Origin of the sequence: Streptomyces megasporus, from assembly GCF_000718985.1 — a bacterium.
GTDB lineage: Bacteria > Actinomycetota > Actinomycetes > Streptomycetales > Streptomycetaceae > Streptomyces > Streptomyces megasporus.
The window spans coordinates 214030-237185 of the sequence record NZ_JODL01000005.1 but is presented as its reverse complement, the minus strand read 5'-3'; the positions used below and the strand labels follow the sequence as shown (position 1 = coordinate 237185).

Here is a 23156-nt window from a genome sequence, read left to right as displayed (position 1 = left end):
CTTGACCGTCGGCGTGTCGATGGATACGCCAGGCTCCTGAGCGAATCCCTCCGCGTGCTCCGCACGGTGTCGTGGGAGCGCGAGGAGAGGCCGCTCAATCCACCAGGATCACCACGGGTCAGCCCGTGTCGGGCGGCTGGCATCAGGGGCCCCACCCACGAGCGAGAGAGAGTTCCGCGTGTACGCGATCGTGCGCACCGGCGGCCGCCAGCAGAAGGTGTCCGTCGGCGACGTGATTGAGGTTGACCGTATCTCCAACAGCAAGGTCGGCGACAGCGTCGAGCTCTCGACCCTGCTCATCGTCGATGGCGACGCGGTCACCAGCGACCCCTGGGTCCTGGCCGGTGTGAAGGTCCACGCCGAGGTCGTGGACCACCACAAGGGTGCCAAGATCGACATCCTGAAGTACAAGAACAAGACTGGCTACCGCAAGCGGATCGGTCACCGCCAACTGCACACCGCGCTGAAGATCACCGGCATCGACGCCCCGGCGACGAAGTAAGGGACTGAGGAGAGATGGCAACCAAGAAGGGCGCATCGTCCACCAAGAACGGTCGTGACTCCAACCCCAAGCGGCTCGGTGTGAAGCGCTTCGGGGGCCAGGTCGTCAAGGCGGGCGAGATCCTGGTCCGTCAGCGTGGCACCCACTTCCACCCGGGCGCCGGCGTGGGCCGCGGCGGCGACGACACGCTGTTCGCGCTGTCCGCCGGTGCGGTGAAGTTCGGCACCCACCGCGGCCGCAAGGTCGTGAACGTCGTCCCGGCCGGCGAGTGATCGAGTAGTCCGGCACGGCACGACACCACCTTCCGAGGGCGGACCGCCTCTCGTCGTACGCGCGGCGCGCGTACCGGCGGGGAAGCGGATCCGCCCTCGGCGCGTTACACCCCCAGGAAGCCGTCCGCGAGGACGGCGGCGTCCCGGTCCGGGGCCGGCACGGCCGGCCCTCTCGCGGACGACCATCGAGCACACTCCAGGTACACCCTTGAACACCAGCCGGGAGGCACCGTCATGACCACCTTCGTGGACCGCGTCGAGTTGCACGTCGCCGCGGGTAACGGAGGCCACGGCTGTGCCTCCGTGCACCGTGAGAAGTTCAAGCCGCTGGGCGGTCCGGACGGCGGCAACGGCGGCCGGGGCGGCGACGTCGTCCTCGTCGTCGACCAGTCCGTGACCACGCTGCTGGACTACCACCACACCCCGCACCGCAGGGCCGGCAACGGCAGGCCGGGCGAAGGCGGGAACCGCTCGGGCGCCGACGGCAAGGACCTGGTGCTGCCCGTTCCGGACGGCACCGTCGTCCTCGACAAGCGGGGGAACGTCCTGGCCGACCTGGTCGGCCACGGCACCACCTTCGTCGCCGGTCGGGGCGGCCGGGGCGGACTGGGCAATGCCGCGCTCGCCTCGCCCCGCCGCAAGGCGCCGGGCTTCGCGCTGCTGGGCGAGCCGGGAGAGACCCGCGACATCGTCCTGGAGTTGAAGACGGTGGCCGACGTGGCGCTCGTGGGCTACCCGTCGGCGGGCAAGTCGTCCCTGATCTCCGTCCTCTCCGCGGCCAAGCCGAAGATCGCCGACTACCCCTTCACCACGCTGGTGCCCAACCTGGGCGTGGTGACGGCCGGTTCGGTCGTCTACACCATCGCCGACGTCCCCGGGCTGATTCCCGGCGCCAGCCAGGGCAAGGGGCTGGGACTGGAGTTCCTGCGCCATGTCGAGCGCTGCGCGGTGCTGGTCCACGTGCTGGACTGCGCGACGCTGGAGTCCGACCGCGACCCGCTCACGGATCTCGACGCCATCGAGGCCGAACTGGCGCAGTACGGCGGTCTGGACGACCGCCCGCGCATCGTGGCGCTCAACAAGACCGACGTCCCCGACGGCCAGGACCTCGCCGACATCATCCGTCCCGAGATCGAGGCCCGCGGCCACCGGGTCTTCGAGGTCTCGGCCGTCAGCCGCAAGGGCCTCAAGGAACTCTCCTACGCCCTGGCGAAGATCGTGGACGAGGCGCGCGCGGCGAAGCCCAAGGAGGAGGCGACCCGCATCGTCATCCGCCCCAAGGCCGTGGACGACTCGGGCTTCACCGTCACCAAGGAGGGCGAGGGCCTGTTCCGCGTGCGCGGCGAGAAGCCGGAGCGCTGGGTCCGCCAGACCGACTTCAACAACGACGAGGCCGTGGGCTACCTCGCCGACCGGCTCAACCGCCTCGGCGTCGAGGACGAACTGATGAAGGTGGGCGCTCGCGAGGGCGACGGCGTCGCCATCGGCCCCGAGGACAACGCGGTCGTCTTCGACTGGGAGCCGTCGGTGTCCGCGGGTGCGGAGATGCTCGGCCGCCGGGGGGAGGACCACCGGCTGGAGAGCGTCCGCCCGGCCGCCCAGCGCCGCCGCGACCGCGAGGCGGCGCGCGACGAGACCACGCGGGAGTACGAGGACTTCGACCCCTTCGCGTGACGGCGGTCCACCGGCCGCCCGCGGCCGGTGGACCGGTCATTGGAAGGCCACGCCGTCGAGCGGGACGGGCGGCCCGCTCCACGGCGGGCCGCCCGTCCTGTCGTCTCCGGTCCTCCTCGGCTCCCCGCGTCACGCGCCGACGAGATCGCCGTCGCCGGTCGACGGGGCGAGGAACGTCCCGGACGCGGGACGGGCGGACGGCGCCGGGGCCGGGGTGCGCTCCTCGAGCGGGATGACGGGCGGCGCGACCTCCTCGCCCAGGAAGACCTTCCGCACCACGCGCTCCGCGGCGTTCCCGTCGTCGTACTGCACGAAGCGCCTGCGGAACGCGGCGCGCAGCTCCCTGGTCCTGGGCGTGTCCCAGGCGCCGGAGCGGAAGACCTTGATCAGCCGGTCCTCGTCGGTGGCGACGGCCCCCGGCGTCTCGCCGGGCTTCCCGGAGAGCAGGTCGAAGTAGACGCCGCGGGCCTTGGCGTACACCTCCCAGTCGGGAACGTACGAGACGATCGGGCGGTCGAGGCAGGCGTAGTCGAACATGATGGAGGAGTAGTCGGTGACGAGCACGTCCGCCGCCAGGCAGAGGTCCTCCGTCACCGGGTACTTCGAGACGTCCCTGATCATCCCGCTCTCCTGCAGCCTCTGCAGGTCCTGGCTGACGCCGTAGAAGTAGTGGGCGCGCACCAGCACGACGTGGTCCTCGCCGATCTCGCGGCAGAAACGCTCCAGGTCCAGGTGGGGCACGAAGCCCTTCTGGTAGTCCCGCACCGTGGGCGCGTAGAGGATGGCGGTCCTGCCCTCCTCGATGCCCAACTCGGCCCGGATGCGCCGGACGTCGTCGGCGCCGGCGGAGAAGTACACGTCGTTGCGCGGGTAGCCGGAGTCGATGTTCTCGAAGGAGCAGGGGTAGACCCGCTCCCAGATCTCCGCCGAGTGCTGGTTCGAGGCCAGGCTGTAGTCCCACCGGTCGGCCCGCTCCAGGAGCTTGCGGAAGCTCATGTTCTTGGCGGCGGCGGGGAACCGCTGCTGGTCGATACCCATCTGCTTCAGCGGCGTGCCGTGGTGGGTCTGGAGGTGGATCTGGCCGGGGCGCTTGACGATCTCGTCGGGGAAGTTGACGTTGTTCACCAGGTACTTGGCGCGGGCCATGACCTCCCAGTAGCGGGGGGACCTGACGACGACGTGGTCGACCCCGTCGGGGACGGTGTGCTCGGCGCCCTTCCGCACCACCCAGACGCCGTGGAGCCGGGGCGCCAACTCCTTGGCCTTGTGGTAGATCGCGGCGGGGTTGCAGGAGACTCCGCGGTCCCAGTAGGCCGAGTAGACCACGAGGTTCTCGTCGATCGGCCGCTTGAGGTGCATCCGGTACAGCTTGTCGTACGCCTGCCTGCCGAGCCGCACCCTGGTCTTGTTCAGACGCTTGGTGACGCGCTTGCGGGTGCTCGCGGCGAGGGTCACCGCGGTGAACGCCGAGTACGAGCCGCGGGAGAGCAGCTCGAACCGCCGTGCGTCCTCGCCCTCCGGGGGGACGAAACCGGCGGGTTCGAAGCGGCGGTACTGGGCCGCGGCCCGTCGGAAGAACTCCGGCCGGTCCTGGGTGCGGACCCGGTCCGCCCGCGAGAGGACGAAGAGGATGTGGCTGACCATCCTCTCGAAGAGCAGGGGCCGCATCGACTCCAGGTCGGGGCGCCTGTCGAGGAACTCGAAGAGCCGCTCGTACTGGTCGAAGATGGCGAAGTGCTCGCGCCCGGGCGTCCGCATGGAGTTGCCCTGCCGGCGCTGCCGGTAGTGGACGCAGATGTGATCCAGGCACGCGACGCGCTTCGCGGTCAGCATCGTGGTGTAGACGAACAGGGCGTCCTCGTAGATGCCGTCGGTGAAGACGAAGCCGTTGTCGGCGTAGAAGTCCCGCCGGTAGAGACGGTTCCACACCACCGCGAACATGCCGAGGTACTCGGGACGTTCCAGAACGCCGAACACGTCGGTGCCGGCCGCGCGGAGCATGTCGCTCGCCGCGCCCTGCTGGATCTCGCCCCACCAGTAGGTGCGGGCGTGGTTGACGAGCAGCACATCCGGGTCACCGGTGACGGCCAGGCGCTCGGACACCGCCTGGAGCGCGCCCTCGGTGAGGGTGTCGTCGCTGTCGAGGAAGAGGATGTAGTCGCCGCGGGCCTTGGCGGCGCCGACGTTGCGCGCGTTGCCGATGCCGCCGTTCTTCTCCAGGTGGACGGGCACGACGCGACCGTCGCGGGCGGCGTACTCGTCGACGATCCGGCCGCAGGCGTCCGGGGAGCAGTCGTCCACGGCGATGACCTCGAAGTCGGTGAAGGACTGCCCGAGGATCGAGTCGAGGCACTCGCGCAGGTAGCCCTGCACCTTGTAGATGGGGACGACGACGCTGATGCGGGGCGAGTCGGTCGATCGGGTCTGGGGCATGGGGTGAGCTCCTGTGGCTTGCCGATCACGGCGCCGGGGGGCCGCCGTGACGTGCGGGGAGGGATCGCGGGACACCTGGTGTGTCCGGAATCGGGTGGCTGACGAGTGATGACGGCGGTGGGCGCGGTCGACTCGCGACCGGCGCCTCGTCACGGTCACGGGTCCGCTCTCCCGCAGGCGGACGGCGCCGTGGCGTCGAGGGCGCGTGCCTGTCCGTCCAGCGGCCTCAACCCCGCCCGCTGGACTCGAGGACCCGGTCCGGGCGTGGCGCGGGGGTGCGCCGTTCCAGGGGGACCACGGGGGGAAGGTCGGCGAGGTCCTCGCCGAGGAAGACGTGGCGGACCACCCGTTCCGCGGCCCGGCCGTCGTCGAAGTCGCAGAACCGCCGCCGGAAGGCCGCGCGGAGCCCGGTCGAGGTCCCGTCGTCCCAGGCGCCCGAGGTCATGATCTCGATCAGCTCGTCCTCGGTGGTGGCCACCGGCCCCGGCGGCTCCCGGAGCAGGTCGAAGTAGGTGCCGCGGACCGCCCGGTAGATCTCCCAGTCGGGGGCGTAGACGACGATCGGGCGGTCCAGGTTGGCGTAGTCGAACATCGCCGAGGAGTAGTCGGTGATCAGGGCGTCCGCGGCGAGGTAGAGCCGCTCCACCGACGGGTGTGCCGAGACGTCGACGATCCGGCCGTCGGCGCGGAGGGCCGCCAGTTCCCGGGAGGAGTCGTAGAAGTAGTGGCCGCGGACCAGCAGCGTGGTGTCCGGACCGAGCCGTTCGGCGCACCGGGCCAGGTCCAGACGCGGCACGAAACCGGACTCGTACTCGCGGTGGGTGGGGGCGTAGAGGACGGCGGTGGCGCCGTCGGCCAGGCCCAGTTCGCGGCGGGCGGCCAGGACGTCCTCGCCGTCGGCGTTGAGCAGGACGTCGTTGCGCGGGTAGCCGGTCTCCAGGGACGTGTAGGAGCAGGGGTAGACGCGCTCCCAGACGGCCGTGGAGTGGCGGTTGGAGGAGAGGCTGTAGTCCCAGCGGTCGCAGCGGGCCAGCAGCTTCTCGAAGTCCATGCCGTGGGCCGAGCCGGGGTGGTCGCGCTGGTCGATGCCCATCGACTTCAACGGGGTGCCGTGGTGGGTCTGGATGTGGACCGAGCCCTCGCGCTTGACCAGTGAGTCACCGAAGTTGACGTTGTTCACCAGGTACTTGGCGCGGGCCACGGCCGTCCAGTAGTCGCGCGAGCCCAGCCGGACCACGTTCACGCCCTCGGGGACCCGGTGGACGTCCTCGGCCCGTACCGCCCACACCCGGCGGACGTCGGGGGCGAGGCGGGCCAGTTCGGCGTCGAGTGCGGCGGGGTTGCAGGCGTAGGCGCGGCTCCAGTAGGCCGAGAAGACCGCCAGCTTCTCGTCCAGGGGCAGTCGCAACTGCGCGCGGTAGTGCGCGTTCACCACCTTGCGCTTGGTGCTCCGCAGACGCTGCCGGCCACGGTGCCGCAGGGAGGTCCTGGTCCGGTTGGCGGCCTTGAGGGCGGCCAGCGCGGGGTAGCTGCCGAGGGCGAGGAGCCGGTACTTGCGGCCGCGCACGCCGTCCGGGTGGGTGAACCCCTCGGGTCTCAGCCGTCGGTAGTCCGCCGCGGCCCTGCGGAAGAACTCGGCCCGGCTCTCGGCGGGGAGCCTGTCGGGGCGGTCCAGCACGGTGAGGTAGTGGTCGACCATCTTGCGGAAGAGGTGCGGTCGCCAGGAGTCGAGCTCCGGGTGCTCCGCCAGGTACCGGAAGACCCGCTCGTACTGGTCGAATATCTCGAAGTGCTTCCGGCTGCGGGTGCGGAGGATGTTGCCGCCCTGTCGGCGCTGCCGGTAGTGGACGCACACTCGGTCCAGCACGGCCAGGCGGTCGGCGGTGATCAGCGTGCAGAACGTCCAGGGCGCGTCCTCGTAGTACCCCGGGGGGAACTGGAACCCGTGCTCCTCGACGAAGTCCCGCCGGTACGCCTTGTTCCAGACGATCTGCAGCAGGTCGAGCAACTCGGGGCGCTGTTCCAGGGAGAAGGACGCGGGCTCGCCCTGCCGCAGCAGGTCCGCGCGGAGGTTGCGCTGGACCCTGCCGTCCCAGTAGGTGCGCGCGTAGTCGAAGATCAGGACGTCGGGGTCGTCGGTCTTCGCCAGCCGGTCGGACATGGCGCTCAGGGAGCCGGGGGTCAGGGTGTCGTCGCTGTCGAGGAACAGCACGTAATCGCCCCGGGCCCGGGCCAGGCCCGCGTTGCGGGCGCGCCCCAGTCCCACGTTCTGCGGGAGGTGCAGGACGCGGACCCGTTCGTCGGCGGCGGCGTACTCGTCGAGGATGGCTCCGGAGTTGTCCGGCGAGCAGTCGTCGACCGCCACGACCTCGAAGTCGTCGAAGTCCTGCGCCAGGACGGAGTCCAGGCAGGCACCCAGGTACCCCTGCACCTTGTAGGCGGGCACGACGAGCGTGAAACGCGGCAAAGCTTCCCCTTTGGCGGAAACACGCCCGAATAGGGGCGCTGTTCGATTGGTGAACTCTCGTTCAACGAAGACGATTCCCGCGGGTGAACAGTTGCCGTCTGTTATGAGAACGTGATGTCGAGGGGGGTTTAACCGGCGCCGAAGTCTTCCGTGATTCGCGACGAGCGTGGTATTCGCCCTCCGCGCCGAACCGGTCCGACGATCGGCCCGGCGACCGACCCGGCGATCGGCCCGACGACCGACCCGACAAGACGGCGGCCTCCCGCGCCGGCCGGATGGGCCGACACGGGAGGCCGCCGCCGTCGCGGGCCCCGTCCCGGAGGCGTCAGACGTTGACCGCGTCCTCCGAGCCGTTGGCGTCCAACGTCTTCTCCTCCGCCTCGATGCCGCCGGTCCCGCGCAGCTCCGACGCCTCCCGGAAGGCCGTGCCCATCCGCGCCTGCCGCGCCTGTCGCGCCTCGGCCTTGGCGCACAGCTCCCGGACCGCCCGGTCGAAGCGGACGACCGACGGCGGATCGGCCGGCCCCAGCAGGTGCGTCTTCAGCTCGGCACGGGCCCGGACCAGGGTGTCCTTCCCCGGATCGCGGACCGACTCCAGCAGCGCGGGGACGCCCGAGGCGTCGGGGGTGAGGATCACGGCGGCCCGCACGGTCGGGAATCCGGTCCTGAACTCCTCCTCCGACAGGCCGGTGGTGTTGGTCACCGCGTACGGCTTCTCGCCGGCCAGCCAGTCCGAGACCACGCTCGACACGTCGCTGATCAGCAGGTGGGAGTGGTTGAAGCAGGAGTAGAGGGCGGGCCGCGGGCCGGTGATCACCTGGTGTTCCCACTCGGGGAAGGACGCCCAGTACGCCTCCTCCCAGGCCGCCGTCGCCGCCGCCACCGCCGTCTCCCGGTTCCCCTCCGGGGAGGACTGGAGCAGCATCCGCTCCATCTCGTCCGCGCTCGCCCGGAACGCCGAGGTGGTCAGCTCGTCCAGAGCGGCGGTGCGGCGGGCCAGCTCGGCGGCGGCCTCCGGGCCGGGGCGCGGCCCGGAACGCCGGGCGTTGGCCTCGGCGATCATCTGCCGGATGCGCGCGTCGGCGCGGCCGGCGCGCGGGTCCACCGAGCCGGTCATCGGGTGCGGCTTGTACAGCAGCCGCACCTTCGGGTCCGCGAGCAGCGCGCGGACGATGTTCTCGCCGGCCAGGATGATGGAGGTGTTGCCCGGGTCGTCGGTCCAGCCCTCCCAGGTGGGGGCGTACAGGACGGTGGTGAAGCCGTCGGCGGCGGGCGGCCCGTCGTACGGCCGGATCGGCGCGAGTTGCGGGCGGCCGACCTCCACCACGTCGTGGTCGTCGACGCCGATGTCCGCGAGCCGGTAACGCTCTCGGGCGGCCGGGCCGGCGACCCACACCTCGTCGTACGCCTTGGCGTAGGGGTTGCAACTGGAGAGCTTGTCGCTCTCGCCGTGGTTGATGAAGGCGTGCTTGATCGACGGGATGCGCAGCACCTGCGAGGTCTTGCCGGAGTTGGCCGGGTGCAGCATCGCCTTCAGCGACGAGTGCTCCAGGTGCATCAGGTGGGCGACCTTGGGGATGCACACGATGGGCACGTCGGTCGCCTCGATCTTCTGCACCATGAACCGCTCGCGCAGCACGATCAGCGGCCGGCCCTCCAGGGAGGAGAGCGTGGAGAGCCACATGTTCGCCTGGTACGCGGAGGTGGCGCCGCCGGAGAAGTACATCGCCACGGTCGGCCGGTACTCCGCCAGCCACCGGTCCAGCCACTCCAGCGTCTGCCGCTCGTTGGCCGGGCGCCTCTTCGGCAGCAGCCAGGTGGCCAGCCAGACCGTGCCGACCAGGGAGAGCAGCAGCGTGAGGCCCAGGCCCAGCAGGGCCCACAGCGCGTCGCCGGTCACGGCGCCGGCCAGCAGACCGGCCGTCGCGGGAACGGAGAAGTGCAGCAGGCGGCGGCTGGGCTGGCGGGCCAGCAGCCGCGGCGGAGCGGCGGAGAGCCGCAGGTCCGAGGCGTCGATGTTGCGGGTGACGACCGGGAGCGTCCGGGTGCGCCGGACCAGCAGCGCCACGCCCTGGCAGCAGAAGTGCAGGAAGTAGCCGCACAGCAGCGCGAGGGCGAGCGGTTCCTCCAGCGGATCGATGCCCGGGGTCCTGATCAGGCCGACGACGATCAGCATGTCGCGGAGGAGCTGGCGGGAGGTGACGTCGAACCGGACCCGGCCCAGCCAGGCGGTCACTCGCGGCTGGCGGCGCACCAGGTAGAGGTCGAGCAGGAGGCCCGCGACGGAGCCCACGACGAACAGGGGCAGCACCGGGACCAGCGCGCCGACGAGCTGGACGAGGAACGCCACGGCCAGCAGGGCCGCCGCCAGCAGCGCCAGGAGGGGGGACGGGGACACAGCGGCTCCGCTCTGGGGGGAGGAGCGGAAGGACCTCACCGCTGTGAAGGAGGGAAACTTCATACGGGTCACGCTACCTGTGGGCAGATGGGGAATCGGCGTGCTCGTCCCCTCCCGGGACCGCGCGGCCGTCGTTCGGCGGAACGGATGCGTCGGACCGCCGCACACCGTGCGACCCGTCGGCCGCGGTGCCGCGCCCGGGACCTGTCCGGCGGTCGGGACGGATGCGCGGGTGGGGATGTGCTTCGCGTAGATTGCGATGCGGACGGGGACGACGGATCACGTACATGGACAAGGACGCGCGGGTGGCAGGGGTGGAGCAAGGGCTTCGACGGGACGTGCTGGAGGCCCGCAGGGTCGTGGTGAAGGTCGGCTCGTCCTCGCTCACCACGGCCGCGGGCGGACTGGACGCGGACCGGGTGGACGCGCTGGTGGACGTGCTCGCCAGACACCTCGCCCCCACGGAGACACCGGACACGGGGGAGGGCAAGCAGATCGTACTCGTCTCCTCCGGCGCCATCGCGGCGGGGCTGGCACCGCTGGGTCTGGAGAGGCGTCCCCGCGACCTCGCCCGCCAACAGGCCGCCGCCAGCGTGGGACAGGGCCTGCTGGTGGCCCGCTACACGGCCTCCTTCGCCCGCTACGGCCGGCGCGTGGGCCAGGTGTTGCTCACCACGCACGACACCAGCCGCCGCTCCCACTACCGCAACGCCTACCGCACCCTGGACCAGCTCCTGAGCATGGGCGCGGTGCCGATCGTCAACGAGAACGACACCGTGGCCACGGACGAGATCCGCTTCGGCGACAACGACCGGCTGGCCGCGCTCGTCGCCCACCTGGTCCGCGCCGAGCTGCTCGTCCTCCTCTCCGACGTGGACGGCCTCTACGACGGGAATCCGGCCACCCCCGGCACGTCCATGATCAAGGAGGTCAGGGGTCAGGAGGACCTGGAGGGCGTGGAGATCGGCAGCGCGGGGAGGGCCGGGGTGGGCACCGGGGGGATGACGACCAAGGTCGAGGCGGCCGGGATCGCCGCGGCGGCGGGCATTCCCGTGGTCCTCACCTCCGCCAGCCACGCCGCCGACGCCCTGGCCGGACGGCCCATCGGCACGTACTTCCACCGCACCGGCCGTCGCTCCGCCGGTCGGCTGCTGTGGCTCGCCCACGCCTCCACGCCGCGCGGCGCGCTGGTCCTGGACGACGGGGCGGTGCGGGCCGTGGTCGAGCGGCGCACCTCGCTGCTGCCCGCCGGGCTGGCCGGGGTGGAGGGCGAGTTCTCGGCGGGCGATCCCGTCGAGCTGAGGGACGTCTCCGGGCACGCCGTCGCCCGCGGGCTGGTCAACTTCGACGCGCGGGAGATCCCCCGCCTGATCGGGCGCTCCACCCGCGAACTCGCGCGCGAACTCGGCCCCGCCTACGAGCGGGAGGTCGTCCACCGGGACGATCTGGTGCTGCTGCGCAGGTGATCCGCGGAGGGCACGCCACGTCGCCTCGCCGTCACACCCGTGCGGGATCGGTGAAAGACCGGTCTTTCGACGGACACCTTCCCGAAAACGGCCACGCGACTCCTTCGGGACTGGTCAACTGTGGTGTGGGGCCGCCCCCGGAACGACGGCCCACCGCGCAGGCACGCGGAGTTCGGCACCACACGGGAGGCCGCCGGTGAGACGACTGACCAGCGTCGACTTGGGGCATCCCCAGCGGAGCGAGGGGACGGGGCATCCCCGGCGCAGCGAGGGGACGGGGCATCCCCGGCGCAGCGAGGGGAAGGGCCCCTGGAACCGGCCGGACCGGGAGGGGAGCGCCCGACACGACGCCCGGCACGACGGGGCGTCCCGGCTGTGGCACGTCACCCTCAGCGTCTGCGGGGAGGAAGCGCCCCTGAAGGACGTCAGGCGGGCGCTCGAACAGCTCGCCCACGACCACCCCTTCCTGCTGACCGGCCGGTACGCGAACGACCACGCCGAGATCCGCTACTGGGAGGAGGCGCGCGACCTCCACGACGCGGCGGCCGTGGCGCTCCGCCTGTGGGGCGAGCACCGGGCGTCGGCGAAGCTGCCTCCCTGGGAGATCGTCGGGCTGGAGGTCATCGGCCGTGAGACGTACCGCCGGCGGGTGGCGGAGGGTTACGCCCCGCATCCGACCGTCCCGGTGGGCGTCCACCCGTTCTGAGCCGCTCGCGAACGGAGCGCGGACGGGGTGCGTCCGGGCCCCGGACGCACCGGATCACCTCGTCGGAGCACCTCGTCTCCGTCTCGCACTGCGGACTTTCCGCCGGGCACCGTCCCGGGCCTGGCTAGGCTTGCGGGCATGAGCCGCGCATCGCAGACCTCGCCCGTCCTGGAGACCGCCCGCCGTGCGAAGGAGGCGGCCACCGCGCTCGCCCCGCTGCCGCGCTCCGCGCGGGACGGCGCTCTGCTCGCGATCGCCGACGCGCTCACGGCCCGCGCGGAGGAGATCGTCACGGCCAACACCGTCGACGTGGAGAAGGCCCGCGCGGCCGGCACCTCGGAGGCGATGATCGACCGCCTCACCCTCACTCCCGAGCGGATCGCCGCGATCGCCTCCGACGTGCGCGACGTGGTGGCCCTGCCCGACCCGGTCGGCGAGGTCGTCCGCGGCTCCACCCTCCCCAACGGCCTGGAACTGCGCCAGGTGCGGGTGCCGCTCGGTGTGGTCGGGATCATCTACGAGGCCCGGCCCAACGTCACCGTGGACGCCGCCGCCCTGTGTCTGAAGACCGGCAACGCGGTGCTGCTGCGCGGCTCCTCCTCCGCGTACTCCTCCAACACGGCCCTGGTCGCCGTGGTGCGCGACGCGGTGGTCTCCGCCGGTCTGCCGGCCGACGCCGTCCAGCTCGTGCCCGGCGAGAGCCGCGACAGCGTCAAGGAGCTGATGCGCGCCCGCGGCCTGGTCGACGTGCTGATTCCGCGCGGCGGCGCCTCCCTGATCAGGACGGTGGTGGAGGAGTCCACCGTCCCGGTCATCGAGACCGGTACCGGCAACTGCCACGTCTACGTGGACGAGCGCGCCGACCTCGACACGGCCGTGGACATCCTGATCAACGCCAAGGCCCAGCGCCCCAGCGTCTGCAACGCCGCCGAGACCGTGCTGGTGCACGCCGGCATCGCCGACGCCTTCCTGCCGCGCGCCCTGGCCGCCCTGGAGAAGGCCGGGGTCACCGTCCACGGCGACGAGACCTGGGCGAAGGCCGGTGAGGCCGCGGGCGTGCGGGTGCTCCCCGCCGGCGAGGAGGACTGGGAGACCGAGTACCTCTCGTACGACATCGCCGCCGCCGTCGTGCCCTCCCTGGACGCCGCCGTGGACCACATCCGCCGCTGGTCCTCCGGCCACACCGAGGCCATCGTCACCGCGGACACCGCCGCGGCCCGCCGCTTCGTCTCCCTGGTGGACTCCAGCGCCGTCATGGTCAACGCCTCCACCCGTTTCACGGACGGCGGCCAGTTCGGCTTCGGCGCGGAGATCGGCATCTCCACCCAGAAGCTCCACGCCCGCGGTCCCATGGGCCTGCCGGAGCTGACCTCGACGAAGTACGTGGTCACGGGCGACGGCCACGTGCGCGGCTGAGCGGAACGGACCAGCCGGTACCAGGCGAATCGCCGCTGTCCCTGCCCAAACCGCTCCGACCGGTCTACGCTGGTGCCGTGCCGGACGATGTGGGGGGCAGGCCGTTCCAGAACGGCGAGGAGCCCGACGATCGCGACCGCACGGCGGCGGACGACGCGTTCGCCTCCGTGGTCTTCGACGAGTCCTTCGTACGGGCCGCCCTGATCCGCGAGCCCAGCGCCGCCGAGCGCATACTCGCCGCCGCCCAGTCCCCTGCCGAGACGGAGTCGGCGCTCGCGCACGACGACCTGTACGGCCACGGGCGCCGGCAGACCCCGGAGGGCGCCGAGCAGGACCACGACGACCCGGACGAGGACGACGACCGGTACGGCAGGTACCGGTACGGGCGTGTGGAGTACGCGGACCGCGTCGAGTACATCGAGTACGTCGAGGACGCGGAGTACCCGGAGGACGCCGGTTACCTCGGCTACAACGAGGACCCGGACCCGCGGGACGACCCGCGCGCCCCCGTCTTCCGTCCCTACCGGGGCCATGTGCGCTGGCAGCGGCCGGTCGCCTGGGTGCTCGCCGTGGTGATGGGCGTCGGGATCGTGGCGATGGCCTTCGCGGCCCTCCACCGGGGCGCCGGCGGCCAGTACCGGCAGCAGACCCCCACGCCCCCGCCCGCGTCCACCGACGTGGACACCCCGTCGGGCGGACGGTCCTCCGGGGCGTTCCCCTCGCTGTCCGGCCGGTACGCGACGTCCTCCGCCCACCACGCCACGCCGTGGCCGGTGTCCGTCGAGGCCCCGCCGACCCCCCTGGCCGACACCCGCTAGGCCGCCCGGAGGACTCCACTTCGCACTTTCCGAACTTACGGCCCATCGGGGCGTTTAGGGTGCCTTTCGCCGACCTACCCTGACCGTATGGCCGGGCCTGGAGGCCTGCCGCCCGAGGGTGTTCCGGGCGGTGGCGACGACGAGTACCGATCGACCGTCTTCGACGAGTCGTTCGTCAGGGCTGCCCGCCTCCAGGAGTTCTCCGCGCGGGAACGGCTGGTGGACCACGAACACCCGGTGCGTTCCCTGCCGCCCCGGCCACTGCGCGGGGTGCCGTGGCAGGGCGTCGTCCTGGTGCTCCTGCTCGTGATCGCCTTCGGCACGGCGATCCACATGAACCTGAACGGCTCCTCCCCGCCCTCGAACGCGCCGCGCCGGGAGCCGCTGAGCAGCACGGTGGTCCCGCTCGAACCGAGGGGGAAGGTGCCCGGCGGAGAGCCCGACCGACTGTTCGCGCGCAGCCCGGCCGCGGAGTTCCACGTCGGCGCCGCCGGGGTGACGCTGCCCCCCGTGCGCAGCACCCCCCACTTCACCGAGACGCAGGTGCTCGCCGCCCTGACCACCGCCAAGGAGTACCTCGTCGAGAGCTCCCTCAACCCGGAGGTGCTCGACGGGGGCACCGCGCGCCCGGTGCGGATAATGATCGATCCGACCCAGCACCCCCAGTTCGACCGCAGCCTGGAGCGGCCCGCCGCCGACGGCCGGCACGCGGCGACCGGCTGGCTGGTGCGCTTCGACCCGCGCCGCGCCGGTCCGACCGGCGACGGGGTGCGGGTGCGCGGCACGATGGCGGTCCGGGAGGCGGGCTCCGACGTGCTGGAGGTCCGCACCGACCACGTCTTCGTCTACGCCGTCCGTCCCGCCGCCGGCGGCGGCGCCGCCTCGCTGTTCACGGTGCGGCGCGAGCTGGTGCTGAGCTTCGACCGCGGCAACCTGCGCGACCAGCAGGTGGTGGTGGAGCGGGCCACGGTGCGGGCCGGGCCCATGTCCTGCGGCGCCCGCTCCCACGAGGCGCTGAGCCCCCTGACGGCCGGGCAGACGGCCGGTGACGACCGCCCGGCCGCCACCGACCCCTACGACCGGCACGGCGGGAACACCCCGCTGTGCGGAACGCTGTCCCCTAGCTCGCAGCCGAGCCCGTAGAGCCGCCGGCCTCCCGGCCGCCCTGGCGTCCGGTGAAGCGGTCGCGCAGTTTCCCGCCCAGGTCCCCGGCTCCGTCGCCGAGGTCCCGGAGGAGGCCCATGAGCGGGTCCTTGCTGGTGCGCACGGTCTCGGAGTAGTGGCTCGCGGACTGCCGGAACGACTCGTAGACCGAGGCCTCCTTGTCGTCCTCGCGCCGGTCGTAGTGCCCGTCCATGATCCGCTGGTAGTCGCGGCTCGCGGCCCACTTGCGCAGTTCCGCGGCGCGCACGGTGGTGAAGGGGTGGCTGCGCGGCAGCACGTTGAGGATCTTCAGGACGGAGTCGCGCAGGTCGCCGGCGGCCTCGTACTCGTCGGCCTGCTTCAGGAACGCGTCCACGTTCATCTCGTGGAGGTGGTTGCCGCCCGCGATCTTCATCAGGCCCCGCATCGACGCCCGGAGGTCCTGGCCGACCAGCAGACCGGCCCGGTCCGCCGACAGCTCCGACTTGCGGAACCACTCGCGCAGCGCCGTCACGACCGCCATGATCGCCACGCTGCCCAGCGGGATCCACGCCACCTTGGCGGCCAGGCCCGTCAGGAACAGCAGGATGGTGCGGTAGACCGAGTGCCCGGACAGGGCGTGACCGACCTCGTGGCCGATGACCGCCCGCATCTCCTCCTCGTCCAGCAGCTCGATCAGCCCGGTCGTCACCACGATGATCGGCTCGTCCATGCCGATGCACATGGCGTTGGGCTTCGGGTCCTGCGTGACGTACATCGGCGGGACCTTCTCCAGGTCCAGGATGTAGCAGGCGTCCCGCAGCATGGCGTACAGGTGGGCGAACTGGTCGTCGTCCACCCGCACCGAGTCGGACAGGAACAGCAGGCGCAGGCTGCGCTCGGGCAGCAGCCCGCTCAGCGCCTTGAAAGCCGTGTCGAATCCGCTCAGCTTGCGCAGTGCCACCAGTGCCGAACGGTCCGCGGGGTGCTCGTACGCCCGCGAGGAGATCCCGGGGAAACGCCGCCTGTTGCGGCCGGGAAGGTGTTCGGTGCTGCCGTTGGCGTCTGTCATTCTCCGCCCCCTGCGGGTCTCGTTCGGGCCCGTCCCCCTTGTCGCCCACCACCCTAGGTGGTGGGTGCCGCGAGTCACAGGACCCACCCCGCTTACGATGTGGCTCAAGTGTCCGTTCCTACCCCGGATAGGTTCTGCCGACGATGAAGCTGCCCGAGACCGCGCACACCCTCGCCCTCCTCGCCTCCTCCGGTGCCGAGAACGGCGGTGGTCACGGCCCCGACCCGCTCGTCACCGGCGGCAGCGCGCTGCTGGTGCTGCTCATCCTGTTGTGGATCACCACCCGCTTCAACCGGGACCGCTGAGGTCCGGCGCCACGGCGGCGGAGCGGACGTCGGACGGCTAAGGTCGGCACGCATGGGAGAGCACATAGTGCCCGGAGCCGGTAAGCGGCGACTGGGCGTGATGGGCGGGACGTTCGACCCGATCCATCACGGGCACCTGGTCGCGGCGAGCGAGGTGGCGGCCCGGTTCGACCTCGACGAGGTGGTCTTCGTGCCGACCGGACAGCCGTGGCAGAAGAGCCACCAGAAGGTCTCGCCGGCCGAGGACCGCTATCTGATGACGGTCATCGCCACCGCCTCCAACCCGCAGTTCTCGGTCAGCCGCATCGACATCGACCGCGGCGGCCGGACGTACACCATCGACACACTGCGGGACCTGCGGGCGCTGCACCCCGACGCCGACCTGTTCTTCATCACCGGCGCGGACGCGCTCGCCCAGATCTTCACCTGGCGCGACGTCGACGAGCTGTTCTCGCTCGCCCACTTCATCGGGGTCACCCGTCCGGGACACGCCCTGACCGATCCGGGCCTGCCGGACGGCGGGGTGTCCCTGATCGAGGTGCCGGCGCTGGCGATCTCCTCGACGGACTGCCGCGCGCGCGTGGCACAGGGCGATCCCGTCTGGTATCTGGTGCCGGACGGGGTGGTGCGTTACATCAACAAACGCCGGCTGTACCGGGACGGGCAGGCGCAGAGGGGCTAGAGGGGCGGCAGTCGTGAACGACCGGCAGGACCCGTACGGGCTGGGAGACCCGCCACAGGCGAACGACCACATCCACGGTTACGACGAGTACGGTCGCCCCGTCCACGGCGACCCGCCGCGGCAGGACCACGACGCCTCGTACCCGGCCCCGGGAGCCGGAGGGCAGCCCGCGTACGACCCGTACGCCCCGTACCCCCCCGACGGCCACGCCCGGGGTTCCTACGACCAGGACCCTTATGCCCAGGGTTCCCACGCCCAGGATCCCTATCCCCAGACCTCGTACGCCCAGGACCCCTACACCCAGATCTCGTACGCCCAGGACCCCTACGCCTCGGGCACGCCCACCCCTGGCGCGTACCCCCAGGACCCGTACGCCTCCGGCCCCTACGCCCCGGACGCCTACGCCCCCGTTCCGGGGGCGACCGAAGCGGACCCGACCCCGGAACACGGCGGGTACGGCGCCCGGGAGCGGTACACCGCATCCTGGGACGGCTCCGCCGCCGCGACCGACGCGCCGGGGTCCGCGGGGGACGTCTGGATCCCGCAGCAGCCCCAGGCCCCCTGGTACGAGGAGGGGCACGGGGCGGCCGACGGCGCACGGGCCCTCCAGGACTCCCAGGGCACTCGGGACTCCCGGGAAGGCCGGGACGGCACCGAGCCCGGCCGACCGGACCCCGACACCGTGCCCGCCTCCGCCGGGGCGCCGAGCGGCACGGAGCGGGACGGCACGGACGACGCCGACGGCGAGTACCGGTCGGAGGAGTTCTCCTTCATCGAGGAGCAGAACGAGGAGTCCGAGGACGTCATCGACTGGCTGAAGTTCTCCGAGAGCCGCACCGAGCGGCGCGAGGAGGCCAAACGCCGGGGCCGCAACCGCACGATCGCCCTGATCGTCGCGGTGGCCGTGGTCCTGGTGGGCGGCGTCGGCTGGCTGTGGTTCGCGGGCAAACTGCCCGGACTGTCCGGCTCCGAGGAGGCGGAACAGGCGGCGGGCGGCGGCCAGAAGCGCACGACGATAGTCGTCCACCTGCGCGAGGTCGACGGCGGTGAGATCTCCACGGTTCTGCTGGTCAACAACGAGACGGCGGGCAAGGGAACCACCGTCCTGCTGCCCAACTCCCTCGCCGTCACCTCCTCCGGCGGGACGGGCGGGGCGACCACGCTCGGCAAGGTCTTCGAGGCGGAGGGAGCCGCCGCCACGCGCGACGCGCTGGGCCTGCTGCTCGGCACCGACATCAGGGGCACCTGGCGACTGGACACCCCGTACCTGGAGAACTGGGTCGAGCTGGTCGGCGGCATCACCGTCGACGCCGACACCACCGTGCCCGGCGCCAAGGAGGGCGAGGAGCCGCTGGTCGAGAAGGGCGCCGACCGCGACCTGGACGGGCGGGCCGCCGTCGCCTACGCCACCCACCGGGCCACCGGCGAGCCGCAGACGAAGCAGCTCGCCCGTTTCGGGCAGGTGGTGCAGGCCACCCTCGCCAAGATGTCCAGCGACCCGGGGGCCGCCACCGAGACGGTCAGGTCGCTGACCCAGATCCTCGACCCGTCCCTGACGGAGTCGCAACTGGGCGCCAGCCTCGCCCCGCTGGCCGGTTACGCCAAGAAGGGCGACTACGCCACCGAGCTGCTGCCGGTGGAGGCGGACGGCACGCTGAGCGAGGAGACCGGCGAGGGCCTGGTGCGGAACGTGCTCGGCGGCACGGTGCGGAACACCGATCCGGACGCCGCCCCGCGCGTGAGCCTGAAGGACGCCACCGGGGACGAGGCCGCGGCGACCACCGCCCGGGTGGCGCTGGTGAACGGCGGGTACACCGTCGTCGGCGCCGGCACCTCCGACTCCCCCCAGGCGGCCACCCGGGTGACCTACTCGGACGAGAAGCACAAGCGGCAGGCCCAGGAGGTGGCCAGGACGCTCGGCCTCTCCGAGAAGGCGGTCGCCAAGGGCAAGGGCGCGGCGAACGCCGACGTCACGGTGGTGCTCGGCGAGGACTACGACCCCGAGGGGGCGAGCGGCTGACGAGAAGCCCGTGGAGCCGGTCCGCGGCGGATCGTGAGACCCTTGAAGGGTTGTTGACCACCGACGGAAAGCACTGCCTGTGACCGCCACGGACCGCTCCATCGAGCTGATCAACGCAGCCGCCCAGGCGGCTGCCGACAAGCTCGCCCACGACATCGTCGCGTACGACGTCAGCGATGTGCTCGCCATCACCGATGCCTTCCTGTTGGCCTCCGCTCCCAACGACCGCCAGGTCAGGGCGATCGTCGACGAGATCGAGGAGCGCCTCCTGAAGGAGAAGGGCGCCAAGCCCGCGCGCCGCGAGGGCGAGCGCGAGGGCCGTTGGGTCCTGCTGGACTTCGTCGACATCGTGGTGCACGTCCAGCACAGCGAGGAGCGGGTCTTCTACGCGCTGGAGCGACTCTGGAAGGACTGCCCGGAGATCGACCTGCCGGAGGCCGCCAAGGCCACCCGGGGCGGGGGCGAGGCGGCCGCGCGCGAGGGCGGTGAGTCGAGCTGAACGGGCAGTCGGCGGGACGCGGTCGCCGGGTCGTGCTGTGGCGGCACGGCCAGACCGCGTGGAACCTCGAACGCCGTTTCCAGGGCACGACGGACATCGAGCTGACCGAGACGGGCGTCGCCCAGGCGCGGCGCGCGGCCCGGCAGCTCGCGGCGCTGGGACCGGACGCGATCATCGCCTCCGACCTGAGGCGGGCCGTCGACACGGCCGCCGAGCTGGCGGCGGTCACGGGCCTGCAGGTCACCTACGACGAGGGCCTGCGCGAGACGTACGCGGGCGTCTGGCAGGGGCTGACCCACGAAGAGATCATGGAGCGCCACGGCGAGGAGTACGCCGCGTGGAAGCGCGGCGAGCCCGTGCGGCGCGGCGGCGGCGAACTGGAGACGGAGGTGGCCGACCGCGCGGCGCCGGTCGTCGAGCGCAACGTCGAGAAGCTGCCCGACGGCGGGATCCTGGTCGTCGTCAGCCACGGCGGCACCATCCGCACCACCATCGGCCGTCTCCTCGGCCTGGAGCCGAGCTCCTGGGAGGCTCTGGGCGGGCTGACCAACTGCTGCTGGTCCGTCCTGGGCGAGGGCGCCCGCGGCTGGCGTCTGCTGGAGCACAACGCCGGGACACTCCCCGAGCCGGTGCTCGGCGACGACGTCTGACCGCGCGAGGAGCCCGGCCGGAGGGCGTGGAACGGGATGCCGGCCGGGGCCCGGAGGCGGATTTCGCATTCGGGCAGGTCACCGGTTAAGCTACTTCCCGTTCACGGCGCCGCGGTGAGAACGGCGGAGCCGGAGCCTGGGGCTATAGCTCAGTTGGTAGAGCGCTTGCATGGCATGCAAGAGGTCAGGAGTTCGATTCTCCTTAGCTCCACAGACACATGGTGATCCCGCTCCTTCCGGGGGCGGGATTTCCGTTTTCCGGATCGTTGTCCGAATCGTTGTCCGAGCCGTTTCCCGGCCGGCTTTCCCCCGTCTCCTCGGCGTCCTCCGCCGCGTTCCGGAAGCGGGAGGCGAGGGAGGCGCCGAGAGGCCGGCGCTCCTGCCGGAGACCGTCCGGAGCGTGGCAGAATCGGAGCGCTGGACGAGGCGGCGGCCCCCATCGGAGGGGCGGTGGGGGAAGAAGCCGCCGGAATGTCCACAGGGAGCGGGGACGGCGGAGGCGGTCCCCGCACGTGCACGCCCGCGGCCACGGCTGGAGTTGACTGACGGACATGGGTGCCCACAGCAGGAAATGCGACTGGTGCGGCAGCGGTACTCCGATCGTCCGTGACATGGAGCCGGTCAACACGGCCTACCAGTACTGGTGTGTCGAGTGCGCGCGAGCCCTGATCATCAAGGGCGATCCCATCGAGGTGTACCGCGAGTTGGAGGGCGAGCCGATCTACGGCCGGCTCCTCGAGGAGCACTGCACCCTCAAGCGCTTCTACTCCTTCGTGGCGGCCTGAGCGCGGACCGGCCCGAGCGGCGCCCTCCGTCGGGACACGGCGGTCTCGACGGCTCGCGGCGGGGAGACGGGCGGACGCGGCACGGGCCGGCGCAGCGCCCGTGCCGCCAAGGCCGCGGCGAGCAGCAGAACGGCCGCCCCCGTCAGCGGATAGACGGCGGACAGCGCCATCTCCACACCGCTCTGCCGCAGTTCGAACCGCTCCGAGGGGGCGTGCGGCACCCACCACAGCGCGTACGAGCAGAACAGCAGCGCCGTCAGCCCCGTGCCCGCCCACCACAGGGCGCTGCCCCGGCGCAGCGCCTCGGTGCCGAGCAGCACCACGGTCGGCACGCACCACACCCAGTGGTGCGACCAGGAGACGGGGCTGACCAGCAGCGCGGTCGTGGCGCAGGCGACAACGGCCCAGGCGTGCGCGGCGGGCAGCCGGCGCGGACCGGCGAGCGCGGCGGCCACCGCCGTGGCGAGCCCCGCCGCGGTCACCACGGCGGCGAGCAGCAGCCAGCCGAAGCCGGGCTCGGGAGTGTGCAGCAGCCGGGCCAGGACGCCGCGCAGCGACTGGTTGGCGGTGTCCTCCACCCTGCCCACCCGCTCCGGGGCGAAGACGACCGCCGTCCAGAAGTTCCGGGAGTCGTGGGGCAGCGCCAGGGCCGCCAGCAGGACCGTCCCGAGGAAGGCCCCGCCGGCGACGGCGGCCCGGCGCAGCCAGTGGTTCCAGGCGCCTTCGAGCCGCCCGGTCCGCCACAACCGCTGCCCCGCCCCGACCAGGCCGCACAGCGCCAGGAACACCGCGAACAGCGCGGGGGTCAGTTTGATCCCGGCCGCCACCCCGATGCCGACGCCCGCCCAGCGGTGGTCCGAGCGCCGGGAGAGGTCCCACAGCACCAGGGCGGCGAGCAGCAGGTTGATCTGCCCGTACCGCAGGGTCGTCCACACCGGCTCGCACCAGACGGCGACCGCCGCCAGCGCCAGGGCGACGGCCGGACGCGGGAGGCGCAGCGGACGCCCGACGAGCCGCAGCGACAGGTGGATCAGGACGACCAGCAGGGCGAGGTTGACCCCGGTGGCCAGCGCCCGCATCTCCGGGACGTCGACCAGGGTGAGCGGGATGAACAGCAGCGCGGCGAACGGCGGGTAGGTCATGGGCAGTTCGGCGTGCGTGGCGCGCATCGCGTACAGGTCTCCGCCGGTGCGGGCCGTCCAGCCCTCGGCCCGGTAGACCATCAGGTCGATCATGGAGACGTTCGCCGCGCGCTGTGCCGCCAGGAACGCCGCGAAGGACAGCAGGCAGAACGCGGCGGCGACGAGGGTGGGGCGCTTCAGCAGGTACGTCCTCGCCACGAGGCCTCGGCGGTCGGCCATCGGCTGCAGCGTGCTCACGAGCGGCTCCGGTTTCCGGTGGGGGTTCCAGGGCGGAACGGTGGGGGGAACGGGCGCGAGACCGACAGTACCCGCCCCTCCGTGACCCACCCGTTATGGGATTTGGCGAAGAGCGGTGGGGGCCGTGTACAGTAGGCGTCGCCGCCGCGGGAAACCGCGAGCGGACCACTCGGGGCTATAGCTCAGTTGGTAGAGCGCTTGCATGGCATGCAAGAGGTCAGGAGTTCAATTCTCCTTAGCTCCACAGTGAACGAGCGGGTCATTCGCGAGACGCGAATGACCCGCTTTTCTGTTCCCCGGGCCCGGTTCCGCGGGCCGGTCGGAGCCTGTCCGGACCGTGGATGGACACCGGCGCCGAGGGAGCCTTGCGGTACCCTGACGTTATGCGTGCCGTACGCCTTCTGCTTAGCGGGCCGCGCTGAATCAGCGCCGACCCTCCGGTTCGGTTCCGGTGGAGTCGGAGTCAGCGCGGCATCCCCTCCTGTGCGAG

The 23156-nt window shown here is 71.9% G+C and carries 19 protein-coding genes and 2 tRNA genes; 16 read left to right on the top strand and 5 right to left on the bottom strand.

Annotated elements, in window-relative coordinates; all coding sequences use genetic code 11:
* Nucleotides 1-178 precede the first annotated feature (178 nt).
* The 3 genes from rplU (at nucleotide 179) to obgE (ending at nucleotide 2448) form a co-directional block, all read left to right on the top strand.
* Nucleotides 179-502, top strand: a complete 324-nt coding sequence (gene rplU / locus IF47_RS0107175; RefSeq protein ID WP_031507467.1) for a 50S ribosomal protein L21 — start codon at nucleotides 179-181, stop codon at nucleotides 500-502.
* A gap of 14 nt (nucleotides 503-516) precedes the next feature.
* A complete protein-coding gene (rpmA, locus tag IF47_RS0107170) occupies nucleotides 517-774 on the top strand; it encodes a 50S ribosomal protein L27 (RefSeq protein ID WP_031507466.1) in 258 nt (85 codons plus the stop codon).
* A 234-nt stretch (nucleotides 775-1008) separates the two neighbouring features.
* A complete protein-coding gene (gene obgE / locus IF47_RS0107165; RefSeq protein WP_031507465.1) occupies nucleotides 1009-2448 on the top strand; it encodes a GTPase ObgE in 1440 nt (479 codons plus the stop codon).
* Nucleotides 2449-2577: 129 nt separating this feature from the next.
* On the opposite strand, the gene IF47_RS0107160 is transcribed toward obgE, so the two are convergent.
* The 3 genes from IF47_RS0107160 to IF47_RS0107150 all read right to left on the bottom strand — a co-directional run bounded on the left by IF47_RS0107160 (nucleotide 2578) and on the right by IF47_RS0107150 (nucleotide 9809).
* Nucleotides 2578-4881 carry a bifunctional glycosyltransferase/CDP-glycerol:glycerophosphate glycerophosphotransferase gene (locus tag IF47_RS0107160; protein ID WP_051717171.1) on the bottom strand — a complete coding sequence of 768 codons (2304 nt, stop codon included), beginning with the start codon at nucleotides 4879-4881 and terminating at the stop codon, nucleotides 2578-2580.
* Between the two features lie 226 nt (nucleotides 4882-5107).
* Complete coding sequence (locus IF47_RS0107155; protein WP_031507463.1) at nucleotides 5108-7348, bottom strand: bifunctional glycosyltransferase/CDP-glycerol:glycerophosphate glycerophosphotransferase; 2241 nt, start codon at nucleotides 7346-7348, stop codon at nucleotides 5108-5110.
* Between the two features lie 325 nt (nucleotides 7349-7673).
* Nucleotides 7674-9809, bottom strand: a complete 2136-nt coding sequence (locus tag IF47_RS0107150) for a hypothetical protein (RefSeq protein WP_245641028.1) — start codon at nucleotides 9807-9809, stop codon at nucleotides 7674-7676.
* A gap of 224 nt (nucleotides 9810-10033) precedes the next feature.
* Between IF47_RS0107150 and proB the strand changes: the two genes are divergently transcribed.
* From proB to IF47_RS0107125, 5 genes are all read left to right on the top strand, one after another.
* Nucleotides 10034-11212, top strand: coding sequence for a glutamate 5-kinase (gene proB, locus IF47_RS0107145; protein ID WP_078591620.1), 1179 nt, complete (start codon nucleotides 10034-10036; stop codon nucleotides 11210-11212).
* A 196-nt stretch (nucleotides 11213-11408) separates the two neighbouring features.
* Complete coding sequence (locus tag IF47_RS0107140; RefSeq protein ID WP_245641027.1) at nucleotides 11409-11918, top strand: hypothetical protein; 510 nt, start codon at nucleotides 11409-11411, stop codon at nucleotides 11916-11918.
* A 138-nt stretch (nucleotides 11919-12056) separates the two neighbouring features.
* Nucleotides 12057-13334: a glutamate-5-semialdehyde dehydrogenase gene (locus tag IF47_RS0107135; protein WP_031507459.1), complete on the top strand. Its 1278-nt coding sequence runs from the start codon at nucleotides 12057-12059 to the stop codon at nucleotides 13332-13334.
* Between the two features lie 77 nt (nucleotides 13335-13411).
* Nucleotides 13412-14152 carry an SCO2584 family spore wall biosynthesis protein gene (locus tag IF47_RS0107130; RefSeq protein ID WP_078591619.1) on the top strand — a complete coding sequence of 247 codons (741 nt, stop codon included), beginning with the start codon at nucleotides 13412-13414 and terminating at the stop codon, nucleotides 14150-14152.
* Nucleotides 14153-14239: 87 nt separating this feature from the next.
* Entirely contained in the window at nucleotides 14240-15295 is a 1056-nt protein-coding gene (locus IF47_RS0107125; RefSeq protein ID WP_031507457.1) for an SCO2583 family membrane protein, read from the top strand.
* Here IF47_RS0107125 and IF47_RS0107120 read toward each other — a convergent pair.
* Nucleotides 15273-16346 carry a M48 family metallopeptidase gene (locus IF47_RS0107120; protein ID WP_031507456.1) on the bottom strand — a complete coding sequence of 358 codons (1074 nt, stop codon included), beginning with the start codon at nucleotides 16344-16346 and terminating at the stop codon, nucleotides 15273-15275. The genes IF47_RS0107125 and IF47_RS0107120 overlap by 23 nt on opposite strands.
* A gap of 143 nt (nucleotides 16347-16489) precedes the next feature.
* On the opposite strand from IF47_RS0107120, the gene IF47_RS31030 reads away from it, so the two are divergent.
* The 7 genes from IF47_RS31030 (at nucleotide 16490) to IF47_RS0107085 (ending at nucleotide 21287) form a co-directional block, all read left to right on the top strand.
* Nucleotides 16490-16651 (top strand): hypothetical protein, encoded by a 162-nt coding sequence (locus IF47_RS31030; protein ID WP_031507455.1) that lies wholly within the window; start codon nucleotides 16490-16492, stop codon nucleotides 16649-16651.
* 52 nt (nucleotides 16652-16703) lie between these two features.
* Nucleotides 16704-17333 carry a nicotinate-nucleotide adenylyltransferase gene (gene nadD, locus IF47_RS0107110; RefSeq protein ID WP_031507454.1) on the top strand — a complete coding sequence of 210 codons (630 nt, stop codon included), beginning with the start codon at nucleotides 16704-16706 and terminating at the stop codon, nucleotides 17331-17333.
* Nucleotides 17334-17346: 13 nt separating this feature from the next.
* Complete coding sequence (locus tag IF47_RS0107105) at nucleotides 17347-19353, top strand: LCP family protein (RefSeq protein ID WP_037732104.1); 2007 nt, start codon at nucleotides 17347-17349, stop codon at nucleotides 19351-19353.
* 79 nt (nucleotides 19354-19432) lie between these two features.
* Entirely contained in the window at nucleotides 19433-19852 is a 420-nt protein-coding gene (gene rsfS / locus IF47_RS0107100) for a ribosome silencing factor (protein ID WP_031507452.1), read from the top strand.
* Nucleotides 19849-20502, top strand: a complete 654-nt coding sequence (locus IF47_RS0107095; protein ID WP_031507451.1) for a histidine phosphatase family protein — start codon at nucleotides 19849-19851, stop codon at nucleotides 20500-20502. Before rsfS ends, IF47_RS0107095 begins: the two co-directional genes overlap by 4 nt.
* Before the next feature lie 138 nt (nucleotides 20503-20640).
* Nucleotides 20641-20713 (top strand) — tRNA-Ala (locus tag IF47_RS0107090).
* Nucleotides 20714-21053: 340 nt separating this feature from the next.
* On the top strand, nucleotides 21054-21287 hold the full coding sequence (locus IF47_RS0107085) for a hypothetical protein (protein WP_031507450.1): 234 nt from the start codon (nucleotides 21054-21056) through the stop codon (nucleotides 21285-21287).
* Here IF47_RS0107085 and IF47_RS0107080 read toward each other — a convergent pair.
* Complete coding sequence (locus tag IF47_RS0107080; protein WP_078591641.1) at nucleotides 21266-22648, bottom strand: glycosyltransferase 87 family protein; 1383 nt, start codon at nucleotides 22646-22648, stop codon at nucleotides 21266-21268. The genes IF47_RS0107085 and IF47_RS0107080 overlap by 22 nt on opposite strands.
* A 189-nt stretch (nucleotides 22649-22837) precedes the next feature.
* Here IF47_RS0107080 and IF47_RS0107075 point away from each other — a divergent pair.
* A tRNA-Ala gene (locus IF47_RS0107075) sits at nucleotides 22838-22910 on the top strand.
* Nucleotides 22911-23156 lie beyond the last annotated feature (246 nt).